This window comes from Pseudomonas sp. ZT5P21, from assembly GCF_054897785.1.
In genome coordinates this window covers 1,191,977-1,210,372 of the sequence record NZ_CM142705.1, presented here as the reverse complement: position 1 = coordinate 1,210,372, position 18,396 = coordinate 1,191,977, and the positions used below count along the sequence as shown (strand labels likewise).

The window sequence follows — 18,396 nt, the reverse complement described above, 5'->3', positions numbered from 1 at the left end:
GATGCGGGACCTGTGAGAGCGGGCTTGCTCGCGAATGCGGTGTGTCAGGCGACATTAATACTGGCTGACACACCGCTTTCGCGAGCAAGCCCGCTCCCACAGGTTTGGTGTTCAATTCAGCAGACTCGTCAAGCTGGCCGGGGTTTTCGGTGCAGCTGTCTGGCTGTCTTTCGGCACATCGTCGCCCGCACCCAGTCCACCGCCGAGCGCCGTTACCAGTTCCGCATGAGCACTGAGGCGCGCGGCCTGGACTTGCTGCTGGACCTGTTGCTGTTTGAACAGCAAGGTCTGAGCGTTGAGCACGTTGAGGTAATCGGTGAGCCCGCGCTGCCAGGCGATCATCGAGATGTCGTAGGTCTTCTGCGCAGTCGCGACGGACTCGGCGGCAAAGGTTTGCTGCTTGTCCATGGACTCGCGGCGGATCAACTGGTCGGAGATATTCTTCAGCGCATTGACCAGCGACTGGTTGTACTTCGCCACGGCGATGTCATAACCGGCCGAGGCTTCCCCCAACTCGGCACGCAAGCGGCCGCCGTCGAAAATCGGTAATGAGATCGCCGGGCCGACGCTGTAATTCAGTTTCTTGCCGGTCAGGAACTCCAGCGCTCCGCCGCCGGTGGCCATGTAACCGAGGCTGCCGACCAGATCGACATTGGGGTAGAAACCGGCATGTGCGACATCGATACCCCGCGCTTGAGCCGCCACTTGCCAGCGACTGGCGACCACGTCCGGGCGTTGGCCGAGCAATTGCGCCGGCAGCGATGACGGCAGTTTCAACGCCGCGCCCAACGCCAGCCTCGGTCGTCGCAACTGCGCGCCGTCGCCCGGGCCAACGCCTGCCAGGGCCGCGAGTTGATTGCGGCTCAGGGCGATTTCCTCGTCCAGCGCATCGAGCTGACGGTGGGTTTCCGGCAGCGGCGTTTCGGCCTGGCTGACTTCGAAATGGGTGCCAATGCCGCCGTTCAGACGTTTCTGGGCGAGTTCGAGTATTTGCTGTTGCTGTTTCAGGGTCGCGGCGACGATGTCCCGTTGTGCGTAATGCAGTGAGAGTTCGATGTAGGCGCGCACGATGTTGTTCTGCAATTCGAGCTGGGCCAGGCGCGCTTCAGCGGCGCTCATGTGCGCCATGTCCACGGCCCGCTCGGTGGCATTGCTTTCGCGGCCCCAGAGGTCGAGGTCGTAGCTGAAGCCTAGTGCGGCGTTGTTGTCCCAGGTCGTCGAATTGGCCAGTTCACCCGGCCCATAGAACTGATCGGTAGGCCAGTTGTGGCGCGTGAGGGTGGATTGGCCGTTGATCTGCAGTGACTCGGCGGACTCGGCAATGCCGGCCATGAATTTGGCCTGACGCACTCGCGCCGCCGCCATGGCCATGGTCGGGCTGCCTTGCAGCGCAAGGTCGATCCAGCGGTTCAGTTGCGGGTCGCCGTAGGCTCGCCACCATTGCGCAGTGGGCCAGTGAGCGTCCTGCACGGCGCTCTGGATGGCTTCGTCGGTGGCCAGTGAATTGGCTTCCAGTGCCTTGCCTTTCGGGGCAATACCTGCGGTTCCGATGCAGCCGCTGATTGCCAGGGTTAAAGCCAAAACACTGAGCGTCTGAAGCGCTCTGTTGATGCGACGCGGCACTGCTGAAAATCCTGAGGAGGGGGAGATCTGTAGGAGCGGCGCAATTCTAGAGGGCCACAGGAATGGCGATAAGCTGGGATTCCTGTGAATCTTTGTTACCGTTAACGCGATAATCCTTGGTCCATCTTTAGTCGCCTGTAAAAAATCGGCAACTCCGTGTAACAATTTGCCATCGCACCCGAGAGCACCCCATGGACACTTTGCAAAACATGCGCGCCTTCAGTCACGTGGCCGAGGCTGGCAGCTTCACCGCCGCCGCCGTGCAACTCGACACCACGACGGCCAACGTTTCGCGCGCGGTCTCCAACCTGGAAGCCCACCTGCAAACCCGCCTGCTCAACCGCACGACCCGTCGCATCGCCCTGACCGAGGCCGGCAAGCGCTACCTGTTGCGCTGCGAGCAGATTCTGGCCTACGTCGAAGAAGCTGAAGCCGAGGCCAGCGACGCCCACGCGCGGCCCGCCGGCCAGCTCAAGGTGCACACCATGACCGGCATCGGTCAGCACTTCGTGATCGACGCCATCGCCCGCTATCGCAAGACTCACCCTGACGTGACCTTCGACTTGACCATGGCCAACCGCGTGCCGGACTTGCTCGACGAGGGCTATGACGTGTCGATCGTCCTCGCCAGCGAACTGCCGGATTCGGGTTTTGTCTCCCAGCGTCTGGGCATCACCTACAGCATCGTCTGTGCTTCGCCGGCGTATGTGAAAGCCAACGGCTGCGCGCAGAAGCCCAGCGATTTGCTGAACCATGCGTGCCTGCGCCTGGTGAGCCCGGTGATTCCACTGGAGAAATGGACCTTCAACGGCCCGGAAGGTCAGGAGATGGTCACGATCAACAGTTCGCCGTTTCTGGTGAACTCCGCCGACGCAATGAAAACCGCAATCATCAGCGGCATGGGCGTTGGCGTGTTGCCGGTGTATGCGGCGATTGAAGGGTTGCGTAACGGCTCGCTGGTGCGGGTGATGCCGAACTACCGGTCGCAGGAACTGAACCTGTACGCGATCTACCCATCCCGGCAGTACCTGGATGCGAAGATCAAGACCTGGGTCGAATATTTGCGCGGATCGCTGCCAGAGATTCTGGCGGCGCATCAGGCGGAATTGGCGGCGTATGAGTTGAGCGGGAGTCTGGCTGGCGCGCGGTTGGCAAACTGATTCGCGAGCACATGACCTGTGGGAGCGAGCTTGCTCGCGATAGCGGTGTGTTATCCGACATCAATGTTGAATGTTAATCCGCCATCGCGAGCAAGCTCGCTCCCACAGTGTTGAACGGTGTACAGCCGGCAAGCCTGAGCACTCGCATAAAAGCGGGGAAGAATGTTAGCGTGCTTGGCATTCTTTACGCCCGACGAGCCCTCATCTCATGAAAAAGACCGTCCTTGCCTTCAGCCGCATCACGCCTGACATGATCGACCGCCTCAAGCAGGACTTCGACGTCATCGTGCCGAACCCGAAAAACGGCGACATCAACGCTCAATTCAACGAAGCCCTGCCTCACGCCCATGGCCTGATCGGCGTGGGTCGCAAGCTCGGCCGGGCCCAACTGGAAAACGCGGGCAAACTGGAAGTGGTGTCCAGCGTGTCGGTCGGCTACGACAACTACGACGTCGCCTACTTCAACGAACGCGGGATCATGCTGACCAACACGCCGGATGTCCTCACCGAAAGCACCGCCGACCTGGCCTTCGCCCTGCTGATGAGCAGCGCCCGCCGCGTTGCCGAGCTCGACGCATGGACCAAGGCCGGCCAATGGCAAGCGACTGTCGGCGCTCCGCTATTCGGCACCGACGTTTACGGCAAAACCCTCGGCATCGTCGGTATGGGCAACATCGGTGCAGCCATCGCCCGTCGCGGTCGACTCGGTTTCAACATGCCGGTCCTCTACAGTGGCAACAGCCGCAAAACCGCAATGGAACAAGAACTCGGAGCGCAGTTCCGCAGCCTGGATGAGCTATTGGCCGAGGCCGATTTTGTCTGCCTGGTGGTGCCGCTCAGTGAAAAGACCAAACACCTGATCAGCCGCCGCGAGCTGGCGCTGATGAAGCCCGGTGCGATTCTGATCAACATCGCCCGCGGCCCGGTGGTGGACGAACCGGCACTGATCGAAGCGCTGCAAAACAACCGGATCCGCGGCGCCGGGCTGGATGTCTACGAGAAAGAACCGCTGGCAGAATCACCGCTGTATCAACTGAAAAACGCAGTGACCTTGCCGCACATCGGCTCGGCGACCCACGAAACCCGTGAAGCGATGGCCAACCGTGCCTTGGCTAATTTGCGTAGCGCCTTGCTCGGTGCAAGACCGCAGGATCTGGTCAACCCGCAAGTCTGGAAAGGCTGATGGAATCGGGCAGGCGTTTGTAACGCCTGCCGATAAACCCCCAAAACTTACAAACATAAAATCAGCAGTACACACTTTGCAATTTAGTCCGTCACGCAACAAACAAACTAAGTTATAGACTCTCCTTACTTGTCCGACCCCATACGGAAAAACAAATTCGGAGAACTATCTTGAACCGCCTGACAATCAATCAAACCATTAAAATCAGCAAAGCCACGCTGATGCTGTTTATAAGCTTTTTGGGTATTCTGGTTTTGTATAGCAACTTCACCGACTACCCCACCAATTATGAATACGTCGCACGTATTCTCAGCATGGACACGACTCGCGGAGGCGCCAGATACAGCTATCGCGCCATTACTTCGCCAATGGTTCACCACAGGATTTACTGGTTAATCATTACACTCGAGGTGCTCTTTACGGTCTTTTGCCTAGTGGGCACATACCAGTTGTACAAAAACATAAACACAAGCGCAAAAAAATTTCATGAGGCGAAAAAGTTTGCACTTATTGGATTGACGATCGCTATCTTCATCTATTACGTCTGCTTTCAAGTGATCGGCACAGAATGGTTTAACATGGATGATTCACCACACTGGAGTTACAAAGAATGGGCTGGATATGTCGTCGACTTCATCATGCCACTATTGATCTATCTGACCCTCCGGATCGAGCGATAAGTAAACATGCACTCGACCCGAAGCGATTTCAAGCCAGCTTGCCGTTTCCCTGCACCATCGGCAAATCGGGTTTACGAAACACCAGCACGTTGCCCAGCATTACCAACACCAGCCCGGCCAACGCCGGCTTGGTCCATTGGTAACCTTCGACAAAGGCCGACACATTGAGCGCCACCACCGGGAACAACACTGTGCAATAGGCTGCACGCTCAGGTCCCATGCGCCCGACCAGCGTCAGGTAGGCGGTGAAACCGATCACCGAGCCCGGAATGACCAGGTACAACAACGACCCGATGTAACGGGCATTCCATTCCATGTCGAATGGAATGCCCTTGACCAGGCACCACACCGACAGCATCGCCGCACCGTAGGCCATGCCCCAGGCGTTGGTGGTCAGCGGTTTGAGACCGGCCTTCTGTTGCAGGCTCGACAACAGGTTGCCCGCCGAGAAACATAGTGTGCCGAGCAGCGCCAGGCCCAGGCCAAGCAAGGTTTGCGGACTGGCGGTGTGACCGGCCAGCTCCGGCCAGAACAGCAAGCCCAGCCCGGACAAACCGAGCGCGCCGCCCAACAGGACGTTGCGGGCGATTTTCCGGCCGAAGAACACCCGCGCATTCAGGGCATTCCACAGCGTGGCAGTGGAAAACACCACGGCCACCAGGCCACTGGGGATCCATTGGCTGGCCGTCAGGAAGCACATGAAGTTGATGCAAAACAGACACAGGCCTTGCGCCAGGCAGATCAGGTGCCCGCGACGGTTCATCACTTGCAGCTTGCGGCTGAGCAACAGCATCATGAACAGCACCAGCGCTGCGAGGCCGAAGCGATAAACGATCGACACCGGAATGGCCACCACGCCCAGTTGCCATTTCAGGGCAATCCAGGTGGTTCCCCAGATCAGTACGGTCAGCAGATACAACGAAAGGTTCATGGCGAAGACTCCTCGATAGGTGCTCAGTGTCCTGCGCCAATACCTTTTCCACTTGCATAAACTTGCGCTTTTTTCAGGCCGGGGCTGGCAGCGCAATGCCTGCGGCGTAGGATGCAAGGCGTTGGAGAATCAAACATGCCCGCACTGGAATCCCTGCAAGTCTTTCAAGCCCTCAACCGCTCGCCTAATGCTCGCCTCGAGCACAGCGCCGAGCTCGGTGACGGCATGGCTGCAGCCTTGTGGAGCAACCATCACGACGCCCAGGACTACGAAGCGCCGAGCCACCACACCTTGTCCTGTTACATCGCGGGCGGCACCGGCACCTTTCGCCGCGACCAGCCCGACAACAAGGGCGGCCCGGACAAACTCTGCATTCTGCCCGCCGACCATCAGTCAGGTGGGTGATCAACGGCGACATTCGCCTGGCCCATCTGTATTTCAGCCCCGAACAATTCGCCCTCGGTTGCGTCACGCTGCTGGACCGCGAACCTCGCGAGCTGCAGTTGCGCGAAAGGACCTTTCTCGATGACCCGCAGCAGGCCCGGCGTTTTCGCCAGATGCTCACGCTCAATTGGGAGGAACCCGGCGAACGGCTCCTCACCAGCAGCCTGGCCCATGAAATGCTCAGCCACGCATTGCTCAGTCAAGTCGGCCTGCGCGACGGTTTGCGGCTCAAGGGCGGATTGGCGGCGCACCAGCGACGGCAATTGGTCGAGTTCATCGACAGTCAACTGGCCGAAGCCGTTAGTCTGGGGCAGTTGGCGGGGTTGTGTACGCTGTCGGAGTATCACTTCGCGCGGATGTTTCGTGAGAGCTTTGGTTTGCCGCCGCATCAGTATGTGTTGGCGCGCCGGCTGAACCGGGCGCGGGAATTCTTGCGTACGACATCCCAGCCGTTGGGGGAGATTGCGCTGGCGTGCGGGTTTGCCAGTGCGAGTCATTTCACTAACCGGTTTCGTCAGGTTCTGGGGGGAACGCCCGGGGAATATCGACAGGCGTTTTTGCGCCAGTCCCGGGATATTCGGTGAGAACGGGGGACGCTCCATTGATTGTCGCGGCTGCCTGCAATCCGCTTCTGCAGGAGCAAAGCTTGCTCGCGAGGGCGGCCTGACCTTCGACCTGACTTTGACGAATGTTCCCAATCCGTTTTCGCTTTTGTAGGAGCGAGCTTGTTCCTACAGTGAGCAACACCAACGAAAACGGGCCTGCAATGCAGGCCCGTTTTGAGTGGGGAAGGAAAGTGAATCAGGCGTCAGCCGTTCAGTGCTGCCTGTTCGTTCTCGAGGAACTCGTCTTCCAGCAGCGCGTCGGCCGCCGTTCTTTCGAACGGCACTACCGCGGCCCGTGGTTTGCCCCGCAGTTTGCCGAACAGATGTTCCAGCGCATGTTCGAGTTTTTCAGCCGCACCGTCGATCGCCAGTTCCAGGTTCTCGGCCTTATGGGTGACAGAAATCGGTTGGTGGCCTTTGGGCCGCGCTTCCAGTTGGCAGCGCAAATCATGGGGACCGGGCTTGTCGCCGTTCTCGTCCCGCAGGTGGACCTCGACGCGTGTCAGGTCCTCTTCATAACGTTCGAGCGTGCTCTCAATGGTAGTACGTACCCACTCCTCCAGTCGGATGCTGCTTTGAATATGGTTATCGCTGTTGACTTGGATTTGCATAGTTCATCCCTTATTTCAGCTAGCTCGCGAGAGGCCTTTCGGCTGGCCCTTGGGCGTCGTCACCGTGACCTCTTACTTACACAATCGGTCTGTGCGCTGAACATTTCAACCCCTGTAAAAAGATAAATTTTCATACGCAAAAAAAGCCGGACAACCGGCAAAAGCGCTGTTAAGGTCGGGAGTTGGGTCGCTTCACTTCTTTGTCATAATTACTCACATCTGCCGCTCCCCAGCGGGTGATGCCGATATAAGCCATCCACCGCGTGCAGGCCTTGCGCCAGTATTCGGGACAGATGTCGAGCGTGTTCATGGTGCTGATCGGCCTGATTGCACTGTCAGTGATCATCTACGCATTCATGCCCTGAAACGGGCAAGGAACTTCGTAGGAGCGAGCTTGCTCGCGAAGGGCTTCAGAGCACCGCGTTTATCCCGTGAACACGCGTTATCGTTGACGTCCATCGCGAGCGAGCCCGCTCCTACAGACGTTGACAATCTTTCGGCATGCCCCTTGCTTCTTCCCTCATGAAACTGCGAGCGACATGCCGATGGTCTGGTGTGGCGAACCAACCCGATCATGGCCGGTCAACAACTGCACGTTCAATCAGGCGGTGACGCATCATGGACAACCCTTTTCAGCTCATTACCGATGCCTTTGCACCGGATTACCAGATCAACCTGAGCATTCAGGGTCTGGACGGCAGCATCATGCTGACCCTATCCACCAGCGGCCGTGTCGTGGCGAAACGGATGATCAGCGCTGAACAACGCAATGACCCCAAGCGCCTCAAACGTTTAGTGCAAAGTATCCAGTTCGGCATCGCCATCGAGCAGGGCCATAGCGCCTTGACGATCCTCGAAGCCATGACCGATGGCGACAACCGCAACCTGCCGCCGCCGCCGGCCATCAAAAACCAGCCGCGGCCAGGCCTGCGGCTTTAGATTTCACCTTTCTCGACTTCGGGATGCTCGCCTGAGCCCGTGCCGACCTTGCGTTGCGGGTGTTCGATCTTCACGGAAGGGAATTGCGACGAAGCGTAACGCACCACCAGAATTGCAAACGCCAGCAACAGAATCCCGCCGCACAGGTAAATGATGCCGAGATCCGGCGGGTTGTGATGCGAGACGTTGGAGATCAACAGCCGCGTCAGCGCCGTGATCGCCACGTAGATCAGGAAACGCACTGGCATGTGATTGGTCTTGAAGTAAATCCCGACCATTGCCCCCAATTCCAGGTAGATGAACAGCAGCAAGATGTCATCGATCTTGATGTGCCCCTGTTCGAGCATCCCCAGAAACTCCATCACCGCCGCCCATGCGGTCACCGCACCAATAGCGAACAGCGCCAGGTAGTGGAAGGTCTCGACGAACAGATTGCCCAGGGATTCGGCCAATTGGTGCACGTTCTGCCGCAGGTTCTCGGCCCAGTTGATTTTCACGATGATTCTTCCTTAGCTCGGTTCGAGCGGATGATGCGGGTTGGACGTGACGGTTGTTCTGCATGCAGAAAAAAGGCCAGAGGCGTCCGTGACATGATGGCGAGGTGCTCTAAATCGCGCTCCGTGGCGTTTAGTCGCACCCTTCGCGAGCAAGCCCCCCACACTGGTTTTGTGAACGCCGCAGATCCCTTGTGGGAGCCGGCTTGCTCGCGAAGGGGGCGACACGGTCTACCTGACAAACGCTGATTTCGGTCTACATTAAAAAGCCACTACCCAAAGCGCAGGGATTCGCTTATCCTTTTCGCTGTATATAAATACAGTGTCGAAACAGACAACTATCGTGAAGGCATGTGAGGTGGTGAATGGCCGTCGAAGTGGTATACCGCAGCAGCCGAGATCTGGAGCGCTTGTTCATGGATAAAGCCGAAGCTGACCGTCATGACAAAATGCTCGAACTGGCAGAATTGCTGGCTGAAGTGTTGCAAAAAGCCGTTCCGTCCCTGACCGAGCAGCAAGTGGAAGAAGCCGGGATTTACATGGCGAAGAATCGTGATGTGTTCGCCAAGGCGTTCAAGAGCCAGCCGGATGCGTTGTCCGAGCTGCTGAATGCGCCGGCTGAAATAGCTGAACCCGTTGTTGAAGCAGTCGAGGCCGCTGAGACTGCTGAGACTGCCAAGCCAGCCAAAGCAGCCAAGACACCCAAGTAAGACATGCCCGAATTGAATAGGCCCTGAGTCAAATGACTCAGGGCCTTTTTCATGTCTGGAATTAAAGCGTTGCTCAGCGGTACAACACTTTCTCCGCCAACTCGTCTGCCACCCGCGCCGGGGAACGTTTCTCCGCCTGGGCATGGGCGAAGATTTCCGTCAGCCTCGAGCTGATTTTCGACAGGTGCGCGGTGATGGTCGTCAGCTCTTCGCCGCGGTGTTTGAGCGAGACGTAGATCAGCCCGCCGGCATTGATCACATAATCCGGCGCGTAAAGAATGCCTCGGCGTTCCAGTTGATCCGCGACGTCCAGATGAGTCAGTTGGTTATTCGCCGAACCGGCCACTGCCGAGCATCGCAGTTGTGTAACGGTATTGCTGTTGAGCACGCCACCCAGGCCGCACGGCGCGAGAATATCGCAAGGTGTGCTGAGCAACGCCTCGTTAGCAATCGGGTGAGCGCCGAGTTGCTCCATGGCCAGCTGCACCTTGCCGTTATCGATGTCGCTGACCAGCAGTTCAGCGCCAGCGGCGTGCAACTGTTCAGCCAGGGCAAAACCCACGTTGCCCAGGCCTTGGATGGCCACGCGCAAGCCTTCGAGGTTATCGCTGCCCAAACGGGCCATGGCGGTGGCACGAATGCCGGTGAACACTCCCATCGCCGCGTGAGGCGCCGGGTCGCCCGCCGAGGTTGTACTGGTGACGTGTTGGGTCTGTTGGGCGATGCAATCCATGTCCGCCACCGAGGTGCCGCTGTCGATGGCAGTGATGTAGCGGCCATCGAGTTGATTGATACAGCGGCCGAACGCTTCGAACAGTGCCGCGCGGTTTTCCACATGGACCGGTCGCACAATCACCGCTACGCCACCACCCTGCGCAAGACCGGCGAGCGCCGCTTTGTAACTCATGCCTTGGGCGAGGCGAATGGCATCCTCGACCGCGGACTCGTCGTCGGGATAGGCAAGGTAACGACAACCTCCCAGGGCAGGCCCCAGACGGCTGTTATGAATGGCAATGACCGCCTTCAACCCGGTGACCGAGTCGACACTCAGATGCAGCGATTCAAGGCGAGTGCTTTGCATGAGAGCGAACATCGTAGGGGCTCCCGAATCACTTCTTGTAGTCGCCAGTATAGGCTCGCGCCCAAAAATTGCAGAAGCGCACCGGAATAAGCATCGCAGCTATTCAGCGGTTTCGGACATAACCTGGCGTGCCACTGGACGAACGCCGCAGACGAGGCTAAAACGAGGCATTCCCCGGAGATTTTGATGACGCCCCGCCAACGCTTCTTCGACTGTCTGCAACGATCACCGCCGGCGCTGTTCGAGGCAGCGCTGTGGATGTCCGTCGAGCATGACAAGGAAGTGAATCCAGCGGCTGTCCTGACCCACTTCAAGGACCTGCAACAACGCGTCAGTTATGGCCTGCCGATGCTGCCGGTTAGCGAACTGGCCCAGCCGCTGTTGCGACGTCTCAATGACTTGGGGTACGCCCAAGACGACTACACACCCTTGCGCCCGCAAGCGGCCTTGCTCGACAAAGTGCTGGAACGCCGGCGCGGACAACCGCTGGCACTGGGGCTGATTGCGCTGGAACTGGCCAGAGGCCTGGAAATCCCCATGGTCGGGGTCAACTTCCCAGGGCATTTTCTGCTGCGGGTTCCGGGGGCCGATCATTTGCTCGACCCTTGCGGTGGACGCCGGTTGTACCCCAACGATTGCCGTGAACTGCTGCAACGCCAGTACGGCCCGAATGTGAAGCTCAGCGCCGAGCATTTACTTACTGCCGAACCGGGGCAGATGCTGCAGCGGCTGTCGCGCAACCTGCGCCAGTTGCACCTTGCTCACGATGATTACATCGGCGCTCTGATCGACGCCGAGCGAGTGCTGGAGATGGGCAACGCGAACGCCTCCGACTACCTGGCCCGGGCCAGCCTCTACCAACGGCTGGACTGCCCGAACGCCGAGCGTTTCGATCTGGAGCATGCGCTACTGCTCAGCGACGACCCGATCCAGCGGATTCGCCTGACTGAACGACTAGGGCACCTGCCACCGAACTCAATCGTTCACTGATAGCAAAACCCTGTGGGAGCGGGCTTGCTCGCGAAGGCGGTGTGTCAGCAGCATAAAGGCAACTGATAAACCGCATTCGCGAGCAAGCCCGCTCCCACATTGGTTCGAGGTGAATCGTCAAGGAGTGTCGGGCTGGTTCGCCGGGTGCGCCTTGATGAATGCCGGGTGTGTCGCGGCGAGTGCTGCAACTCGACGAATCCGCGGGTACGCCTCAAGCGCAATGTTGAACCGCTCAGCCGCGTACAGCTGCGGGATCAAATACACGTCCGCCAATCCCGGATCATGACCAAAGCAAAAATCTTCATCGCCAATCAACTGCTCGACCGTTGCCAGGCCCTGACCGATCCAGTGCCCTATCCACTCGACCACCTGCGCTTCATCGTGCCCCAACTGCCGCAGCCGGTTGAGCACACTGACGTTGTGCAGCGGGTGAACATCGCAGCCAATCACCGCCGCCACACCCCGTTCATGAGCACGAGCAGCGAGGTCTTTGGACAGCAGCGGCACCTGTGGATAACGCTCCTCCAGGAACTCGATGATCGCGGGTGACTGGATCAGCAACTCGCCTTCATCGGTGCGCAAGGCCGGCACCCGGCCTTGCGGGTTGATGCCCAGATACGCAGGTTGGCGATGCTCGCCACCCGGCGGCGCGATCAGGTTGACCGGCAGCGCCTGGTAATCCAGCCCCTTCAATACCAACGCGATGCGCACTCGATAAGACGAGGTCGAACGATAATAGGTATAGAGTTCCATGACCCGTTCCTCTTAACGCGCCGGCAGCACTTTGCCGCGGCATTCGCCGAATCCGATGGAGGCAAAACCTTCGCGGCTGCATCGGGCACGCAGAATGATTTCGTCGCCGTCCTCAAGGAATCTACGCACTTCGCCCGACGCCAGTTCGATCGGTTTTTTCCCGCCTTCGGTAATTTCCAGCAGACTGCCGAATTGACCGCTTTGCGGCCCCGACAACGTGCCCGAACCGAACAGGTCACCGGCCTGCAACTGGCAGCCGTTGACGCTGTGATGCGCAACCAGCTGCGCCACGGTCCAATACATGTGCTGAGTATTACTCAGGGTCAAACGGTGGGCCGGCAGGTTCTGCTCGCGCATGGCCTCGGTGGTGAGCAGCACTTCCAGCTCGATGTCGAAAGCGCCGGCGGCTTGATCGCGTTTGTCGGACAGGTACGGCAGTGGCAGTGGATCGCCTTCAGTGCGCGCCGGTTGCGCGCGACGGAACGGCTCCAGCGCTTCGGCGGTCACGACCCACGGCGAGATGCTGGTGATAAAACTCTTCGACAGGAACGGCCCCAGCGGCTGGTATTCCCACGCCTGGATATCCCGCGCCGACCAGTCATTGAGCAAGCAGAAACCGGCGATGTGATCGGCGGCGTCGCCGATGGCGATCGAGTCGCCCATCTCGTTGCCCTGGCCGATCCAGATACCCAGTTCCAGTTCGTAATCCAGCCGTGCACACGGGCCGAAGGTCGGCTCGGTCTGACCGGCCGGCAAGGTCTGGCCTTTCGGACGGCGAACGTCGGTGCCGGATGGACGAATGGTTGACGCGCGACCGTGGTAACCGATCGGCACGTACTTGTAGTTCGGTAGCAAAGGATTGTCGGGGCGGAACAGTTTGCCAACGTTCTGCGCGTGTTCGATGCCGACGTAAAAATCGGTGTAATCGTTGATTTTTGCTGGCAGGTGCATCTCGCAATTCGCCGCCAGCGGCAGCAGTTTTGCACCTTGGGCTTCGATCTTGCCGTGCAGAGTGCTGCCTTCCTCGAACAGTTCGATCAAGCGTTCACGCAGGGCAACGCGAGCCTCGCGGCCGAGTTCGAAAAACGCATTGAGCTGGCCGCCACGGGTGGCTTCGACGGCAGCTTTTGCCACGCCGTCGAACAGGCCGGCCTCCAGTGCTGCTTCCAGATCAAAGATGTGTTCGCCAATCGCCACGCCGCTGCGCGGAGCAGAACCCTTAACGCTGAACACGCCCAACGGAAGGTTTTGCAGGGGGAAATCCGCATGGCCGTTGGCGGAGGCAACCCAGCTACGAGTGATGGAAGTCTGAGTCATGGGTTATCTCCGGGTCGGGTCGAAAGTAGCGGGCAGCGTGGCCCAACAGGCGTCGTAGTGGGTTTGCAGTTGCGGGCAATCGAGGGCGAATCGACTTGGGCGCAGCACCTGGCTCGTCTCGAACATGAACGCCATGGTGTTGTCGATTTTCGCAGGTGCCAGCTCGGCGCTGATCGCTTTGGTGCAGGTTTCGCCGTCCGGGCCGTGGGCGCTCATGCAGCTGTGCAGCGACGCGCCACCGGGCACGAAGCCTTCGGCCTTGGCGTCGTACTCGCCCTTTATCAGGCCCATGAATTCGTTCATCAGGTTGCGGTGGAACCAGGGTGGACGGAAGGTTTTCTCGGCCACCATCCAGCGTGGCGGGAAGATCACGAAGTCGAGATTGGCCAGACCGTGGACGCTGGTAGGCGACGTCAGAACGGTGAAAATCGAAGGATCCGGGTGATCGAAACTGACCGTGCCAATGGTGTTGAATCGGCGCAGGTCATATTTGTACGGCACGTTGTTGCCGTGCCAGGCGACCACGTTGAGCGGCGAATGATCGAGCTCGCAGCCCCACAGCTGACCGAGGAACTTCTGCACCAGGGTGGTCGGTAGCTTGAGGTTTTCGTAATGGGCGACCGGGGTCAGGAAGTCTCGTGGGTTGGCCAGGCCGTTGCTGCCAATTGGCCCAAGGTCCGGCAGACGCAGCGGAGCACCGTGGTTCTCGGCGACGTAGCCGCGCGCCTGCAGGTCGAGCAGTTCGACGCGGAATTTCAGACCGCGTGGCAACACGGCGATTTCCAGCGGCTCAAGTTCCAGCACGCCCAGCTCGGTGGCGATGCGCAGGCGACCCTGCTCTGGCACCAACAGCATTTCGCCGTCCGCGTTGAAAAACACACGTTCCATGGAGCGGTTGGCGCGGTAGCTGTAGATACTGATCCCGGCCGGTTTATCCGCCGCCGAATTGGCCGCCATGCTCACCAGTCCGTCGACGAAATCGGTGGGCTCGGTCGGGATGTCCAACGGGTTCCAGCGCAAGCGATTGGGGGTCACTTCACCCAGCGGCCCGCCGGCCAGTTGTCGGTCCAGTTTGACGAACGCCGGGTGATTCGCCGATGGCTGAATGCGGTACATCCACGTGCGCCGCGCTTCGCTGCGGGCCATGGTGAACGCGGTACCGGAGAACAGTTCGGTGTAGAGGCCGTAAGGCGCTTTTTGCGGGGAGTTCTGGCCAATGGGCAGTGCGCCGGGCAACGCTTCGCTGCTGAATTCATTGCCGAAGCCGGACTGATAAGCCAGCGCTGGCGCCGTTGAATCGAGGTTCATGGAGCCTCCTGAACAGGGAGTAGGCAATGGCCTGTCACTCTGTTTCAGAGGTCCTGGCGTGCCTGGGTTATTTTTATCGTAATTCAATTACGCACAACGTAATTTGATTGGTATTGACCGTCAAGCTATAAAGACGCCCATTCGTCCCGGGATCAGACCGCCTCCATGGAAACGCCGCGCAACAACGACAAACAGAAAGTCCGCTCGGCCGAGGTTGGCACGGACATTCTCAAGGCACTGGCCGAGTTATCGCCGTCGACTTCCTTGTCGCGCCTGGCCGAGCACGTGCAGATGCCGGCGAGCAAGGTCCATCGCTATTTGCAGGCCTTGATTGCCAGCGGTTTTGCTGAGCAGAACGCGGCCACTAACCACTACGGCCTGGGTCGCGAAGCCTTGCGGGTGGGGTTAGCGGCACTCAACAGTATGGACGTGCTCAAAGTTGGCGCCCTGCCCTTGGCCGAATTGCGCGATGAACTGAACGAAACCTGCTTTCTGGCGGTGTGGGGCAATCAAGGCGCGACCGTGGTGCATATTGAACCGGCGGTGCGCGCAGTGACGGTGGTGACGCAACTGGGCTCGGTGTTGCCGTTGCTCAGTTCGTCGACCGGGCTGGTGTTCGGCGCCTATTTGCCGAAGCGAGAAACCGTGGACCTGCGTGAGCAGGAACTGCACAACGCTAATACCCATGCGCTGGCGGACGATCAGGTTTATGCCGCACTGTGCGAACAGATTCGCGAGCGCGGTCTGCATCATGTGCATGGATTGTTGATGCCAGGCGTCGATGCCTTGTCGGCGCCTGTTTTCAACGCCGCCGGCAACGTGGCGGCGGTCATGACCATTGTTGGCCCAACGTCGCTGTTCCACGCCGATGAAAACGGCCCGGCTGCGCAGCGGTTGCTGGCGGCGACGCGGGCCGTGAGTTGGCGGATGGGCTATGAGCCGACTGTCATCCCCGGTTAGTCGGGTTTATTCCAGCAGCGTCTGCTCGCTGGAATCTGGCTCGGCCAATGCCTGCTTCATGAGTTCGGTGATGACCGCCAGATCGGCCGTTTTACCCGTGCAAGCGGAGATCGCGCTCAGGCAGGTATTCACGTCGCCCAACTGCCTGGCGATCAATTTCTGCGCCTGGGAAAACCCTACCTTGGCAATGCGCAGAACGGTCAGTTCCAGCATGCAATCCAGGTAGCTGGAAAGCACTTTTTTGTAATCACCCTCGTGATAGGCCAACCCGCCCTCAAACACAGCTTTCGCCATCACTACACCGCTCAATCCGAGACCGATCGGTGGAAAAACACAGCCTATGACAGCGACTGCCGCCACCGCAGCGTCGTAGGACAGCTTGGCCATAATCTCGATGAGGCTGGAGGTCTGGGCATCCACCCCGTTGATGATCTGAGTGATCATGTCCCGATAGCAATGCGAGAAGTTGAAGACGCGGCTATTGACGTGCAGCGCCGGTGGCTCGACATCGTCGCTACTTCGCTTCACCTCGTCGACGTACGCCTTTACCACTCGCTGATCGGTAAACCTGGCGCGTTTCCAGTAATAGTCGCCCAGGCCGACTTTTTTTATCGAGGTTGAAAACGCGGCCAGCGGCCGAAACCACGTGCCATCAGGCGCATGCGGGGTATACAACCAATCCTCGGCGATACCGTCGTCCATGGTGCGGAAGACATACACACCCTGTATCTTGCGAGAGGCCAGGTGAAATTCATAGACACCGTCGCGCTTGGGAGCATCAGGGTAATCCACCTCGATTGGATCGGTGGGTTCCGCTACGCGCAATCGGTCAATGGTTTGTTCGATACGCTCATAGTGAATACGCCCCAGCACACCGCTGAACAACTCCGCCAGTGCGCCTCGCTGCATCTCGTGCAGTTGCAGGTTTAGATACACATCGCGTCTGAAGTCATAACCGGGCGACTCTTTATCCAGATAATCCGAATACAACATATCGATGTATTTTTCACCCGGGCGTAGCGTCCTCGACCAACCGGGAATGTATTTGATCAATAGGTCTGATACCGGTGGGTGACCGGGCAAAAGCCTGATCCTTGGATAGAGACCGGGATTATGCTCCGGACCACTTTCTTCGGTGATGTGATGCTCTTTAATGATGAGTTGCGTCAGTGTCATCTCACGTGAGCTGTCCAGCTCGACCATGATGAGGTCGGGATTCACGGATACGGATTCACCGTTGTCCGCGAGCAGATCGTCAGCCCTCTTTTTGATGAGGTTGAATGCAAACTTTTCGTAGCTGATCAACCCCGCTTCCCGATTGGCGAGTTGGGTAAGTGCTTTTAGCTCGGTGTTCAATCGGGCGAAATATTTCCGATGATAAGACGATGCGGACCGATAACCCGCCGGGGTAACCGCCTCCAACTCGCCCCGCAGCCAATCGATATTGAGCAACACACCGGGACGTAACGCACCAGCCCCGGCCGAAGACCAGGGATGACGACTGATGCCGTTCCACTGACTTGGCAAGTCAAATACCCGCCGCATATACGATTCAATGCTTCCTCGCTTGCTGGCATGAGTCTGGCGACTCAGGTAACTGCGTCCTTCCGGCGATCCCACCCAGTCAACCACATGAATGTTCAATTGCCTGAAGCTTGCAAACTCGTACCACGTTCTACCCCCCGGTGCCTCCGGCGCATAGATCACGCAAGGACCCTCTTCGCCTTGCGGCCCGCAATAAACGATGATCCCCTGGAAAGGTTTTTCCCAACCGTCGAACGAAAGTGCTCCCAGCGAATAACCTTCAGCGTGGTTGGTTGCCAGATAAACCATTGTCAGACTTTGATCACTGATGTACCCCTGCAATTTCGCACTGAACAAACTCAAGTCGGTGCGACTGTCCAGGCGAGCTTGCAGGGCATGAAGCACGTCCTCGCTGGCGAACTTCTCTTCAAACTTTTCCACGTACAGCGAACGCATGCTTGCGGTGCCACCCAGCACATCCAGCAGGTCTTCTTCAGTCACGCCGGAAGGCAGCGTTTCGCCTTCGAGGGTAATATCCAGTGGAACAGTGGCCGGGTCATACAAACCGTTGAGCATGAACTCGGGAAGCGTCAGGCGATTGCGCTGAACGACTTTTTGCTTTCCAACATAAAACGTGTGCCGGGCGTTGACGAAGATCTGCTGTGGATCGATGACTTCGCCGCTGAGAATACTGACGAAACTGGCCGCATAAAAATGTGCAAATGCCTTCAGGGACTTGGTCTCCTTCAGCAATTCATCCAGCGTTTGTTCATTTTTTGCCAATGCTTCTTCCGCATCGAAGTAATACTGGCGATCCTCTTCACTGGCGCGTTGCAACCAATCGGGTATCGGCTGCGGTTGTTGGGCCATTAGCTGCCTGGAAGGCCATTGAAGTTCTTCCTGATTTGTTAAAACATGAGTAATCATGCGCCATTCCTTTTGCACACTTCAAAATTGAGATGCCTGGCAATGCAACCATGATGGCGCTGCCAAACTTACAGGCCATCGATTATTTCAGACAGTATTAAATATGATCGCCTCGACGAAAACTTATAAGCGCCCGAGCACGTCAAGTACATCCCA

The 18,396-nt window shown here is 58.5% G+C and carries 16 protein-coding genes and 2 pseudogenes; 8 read left to right on the top strand and 10 right to left on the bottom strand.

The window, feature by feature from the left end:
- Positions 1-111 precede the first annotated feature (111 nt).
- Positions 112-1,623 carry an efflux transporter outer membrane subunit gene (locus tag ACYZT9_RS05530; RefSeq protein ID WP_462008914.1) on the bottom strand — a complete coding sequence of 504 codons (1,512 nt, stop codon included), beginning with the start codon at positions 1,621-1,623 and terminating at the stop codon, positions 112-114.
- A gap of 191 nt (positions 1,624-1,814) precedes the next feature.
- Here ACYZT9_RS05530 and ACYZT9_RS05525 point away from each other — a divergent pair, with 191 nt between their 5' ends.
- The 3 genes from ACYZT9_RS05525 to ACYZT9_RS05515 all read left to right on the top strand — a co-directional run bounded on the left by ACYZT9_RS05525 (position 1,815) and on the right by ACYZT9_RS05515 (position 4,646).
- Positions 1,815-2,783: a LysR family transcriptional regulator gene (locus tag ACYZT9_RS05525; protein ID WP_462008913.1), complete on the top strand. Its 969-nt coding sequence runs from the start codon at positions 1,815-1,817 to the stop codon at positions 2,781-2,783.
- 208 nt (positions 2,784-2,991) lie between these two features.
- The gene (locus tag ACYZT9_RS05520; RefSeq protein ID WP_462008912.1) at positions 2,992-3,966 is read left to right on the top strand and encodes a 2-hydroxyacid dehydrogenase; all 975 of its coding nucleotides are present in this window, start codon (positions 2,992-2,994) and stop codon (positions 3,964-3,966) included.
- A gap of 170 nt (positions 3,967-4,136) precedes the next feature.
- Positions 4,137-4,646, top strand: a complete 510-nt coding sequence (locus tag ACYZT9_RS05515) for a DUF2165 family protein (RefSeq protein ID WP_462008911.1) — start codon at positions 4,137-4,139, stop codon at positions 4,644-4,646.
- 28 nt (positions 4,647-4,674) lie between these two features.
- On the opposite strand, the gene ACYZT9_RS05510 is transcribed toward ACYZT9_RS05515, so the two are convergent.
- Entirely contained in the window at positions 4,675-5,577 is a 903-nt protein-coding gene (locus ACYZT9_RS05510; protein ID WP_462008910.1) for a DMT family transporter, read from the bottom strand.
- A gap of 135 nt (positions 5,578-5,712) precedes the next feature.
- Between ACYZT9_RS05510 and ACYZT9_RS05505 the strand changes: the two are divergent.
- Positions 5,713-6,605 (top strand): annotated as a pseudogene (locus tag ACYZT9_RS05505) (helix-turn-helix domain-containing protein).
- Positions 6,606-6,829: 224 nt separating this feature from the next.
- Here the strand turns inward: ACYZT9_RS05505 and ACYZT9_RS05500 are convergent.
- Complete coding sequence (locus ACYZT9_RS05500) at positions 6,830-7,237, bottom strand: HPF/RaiA family ribosome-associated protein (protein WP_462008909.1); 408 nt, start codon at positions 7,235-7,237, stop codon at positions 6,830-6,832.
- A 169-nt stretch (positions 7,238-7,406) separates the two neighbouring features.
- A complete protein-coding gene (locus ACYZT9_RS05495; RefSeq protein WP_462008908.1) occupies positions 7,407-7,583 on the bottom strand; it encodes a hypothetical protein in 177 nt (58 codons plus the stop codon).
- 272 nt (positions 7,584-7,855) lie between these two features.
- Between ACYZT9_RS05495 and ACYZT9_RS05490 the strand changes: the two genes are divergently transcribed.
- On the top strand, positions 7,856-8,176 hold the full coding sequence (locus ACYZT9_RS05490) for a DUF3509 domain-containing protein (protein WP_462008907.1): 321 nt from the start codon (positions 7,856-7,858) through the stop codon (positions 8,174-8,176).
- On the opposite strand, the gene ACYZT9_RS05485 is transcribed toward ACYZT9_RS05490, so the two are convergent.
- Positions 8,173-8,673, bottom strand: coding sequence for a phosphate-starvation-inducible protein PsiE (locus tag ACYZT9_RS05485; protein WP_462008906.1), 501 nt, complete (start codon positions 8,671-8,673; stop codon positions 8,173-8,175). The two genes, ACYZT9_RS05490 and ACYZT9_RS05485, sit on opposite strands and share 4 nt — an antisense overlap.
- A 362-nt stretch (positions 8,674-9,035) precedes the next feature.
- Here ACYZT9_RS05485 and ACYZT9_RS05480 point away from each other — a divergent pair.
- Positions 9,036-9,290, top strand: a pseudogene (locus tag ACYZT9_RS05480) (YebG family protein); the annotation flags it as partial.
- A 163-nt stretch (positions 9,291-9,453) separates the two neighbouring features.
- Here ACYZT9_RS05480 and ACYZT9_RS05475 read toward each other — a convergent pair.
- Positions 9,454-10,473: a Glu/Leu/Phe/Val dehydrogenase family protein gene (locus tag ACYZT9_RS05475; RefSeq protein WP_462008905.1), complete on the bottom strand. Its 1,020-nt coding sequence runs from the start codon at positions 10,471-10,473 to the stop codon at positions 9,454-9,456.
- A gap of 174 nt (positions 10,474-10,647) precedes the next feature.
- Between ACYZT9_RS05475 and ACYZT9_RS05470 the strand changes: the two genes are divergently transcribed.
- Positions 10,648-11,451, top strand: coding sequence for a SirB1 family protein (locus tag ACYZT9_RS05470; RefSeq protein WP_462008904.1), 804 nt, complete (start codon positions 10,648-10,650; stop codon positions 11,449-11,451).
- A 117-nt stretch (positions 11,452-11,568) separates the two neighbouring features.
- Here the strand turns inward: ACYZT9_RS05470 and maiA are convergent, their stop codons facing one another.
- Genes maiA through hmgA form a run of 3 tightly spaced genes read right to left on the bottom strand, consistent with a single transcriptional unit; the run spans position 11,569 to position 14,829 of the window.
- Complete coding sequence (gene maiA, locus ACYZT9_RS05465; protein WP_462008903.1) at positions 11,569-12,204, bottom strand: maleylacetoacetate isomerase; 636 nt, start codon at positions 12,202-12,204, stop codon at positions 11,569-11,571.
- A 12-nt stretch (positions 12,205-12,216) separates the two neighbouring features.
- Entirely contained in the window at positions 12,217-13,521 is a 1,305-nt protein-coding gene (gene fahA / locus ACYZT9_RS05460; protein WP_462008902.1) for a fumarylacetoacetase, read from the bottom strand.
- Between the two features lie 3 nt (positions 13,522-13,524).
- Complete coding sequence (gene hmgA / locus ACYZT9_RS05455) at positions 13,525-14,829, bottom strand: homogentisate 1,2-dioxygenase (protein ID WP_462008901.1); 1,305 nt, start codon at positions 14,827-14,829, stop codon at positions 13,525-13,527.
- 165 nt (positions 14,830-14,994) lie between these two features.
- Between hmgA and ACYZT9_RS05450 the strand changes: the two genes are divergently transcribed.
- Positions 14,995-15,789 (top strand): IclR family transcriptional regulator, encoded by a 795-nt coding sequence (locus ACYZT9_RS05450; protein WP_462008900.1) that lies wholly within the window; start codon positions 14,995-14,997, stop codon positions 15,787-15,789.
- 6 nt (positions 15,790-15,795) lie between these two features.
- Here ACYZT9_RS05450 and ACYZT9_RS05445 read toward each other — a convergent pair whose 3' ends face one another.
- A complete protein-coding gene (locus ACYZT9_RS05445; protein ID WP_462008899.1) occupies positions 15,796-18,240 on the bottom strand; it encodes a dermonecrotic toxin domain-containing protein in 2,445 nt (814 codons plus the stop codon).
- Positions 18,241-18,396 lie beyond the last annotated feature (156 nt).